The following is an 849-nucleotide window of genomic DNA, read 5'->3' on the forward strand; positions in this document are numbered from 1 at the left end:
TAAATTTGGTGTGATCGCAATCATGCTTTAAAGGGCAATTTATGTATGCCATTGAATATCAGCAAGGAATATTGTGCCTGATGAATGGATGTAATTTTATGTTTCACGCCGCCTATTAATTCACCATAAAAGTCACGCTTTGTTTGCCGTGTTCACAGATTTATCATCTGATCTAAGCCTTGCTGTTAACTCGATGTTAACTTAGAACAACACCACAGTGACGTGGAAGTGGGTTAACGGTAAGGATGTACCATGAGTTGGAGAACCATCAGCTTTAGAAAGCGCATGCTGGTCATTATGACGCTCTCGGGCTTGATCGAGTTACTTCTGCTCGTCGCCGCAGGTTTTACCTACCTTAAAGTCAATCAAGAACACGAAATGGGTGAAAAGGCACTCGGTGTTGCCCGTTTCCTCGCAGAGTCTGAAATCGTCATTAAGATGGTGGAAGCTCAGCAGCCAGAACCTTATCAAGAGTCCTTTCGCGCACTCACTAAAGCGATTGGTGCGGCCTTTATTGTGATTGGGGATAACCAAGGCGTGCGCTTAATTCATCCGGTAGATGAGCGAATTGGTAAGCCTATGAAAGGGGGAGACAACCAACGAGCTCTGGTCGAAGGTCAATCCTATGTGTCTACAGCTCGCGGTTCTTTGGGCTATTCCGTCCGCGGTAAAGCGGCGATATTCGACGCACAAGGTAACATCATTGGTGTGGTGTCGGTGGGGTATTTGCTCGACAGGCTCCAAGATCGCATTGAGCCATTCCTCGCTTTTTTAATTTTGATGGTTGTCGGTGTAGTGGTGGCAAATGCCGTGGTGTCCAATTACGCGTCTCGAAAATTCCAGCGCGCG

General features: G+C 46.8%; 1 pseudogene. It reads left to right on the forward strand.

The features are described from left to right. Positions 1-252 precede the first annotated feature (252 nt). Positions 253-849: pseudogene (locus R7R24_RS25720) on the forward strand (histidine kinase); the annotation flags it as partial.

The sequence above is a fragment of the Vibrio sp. 704 genome (assembly GCF_033339295.1).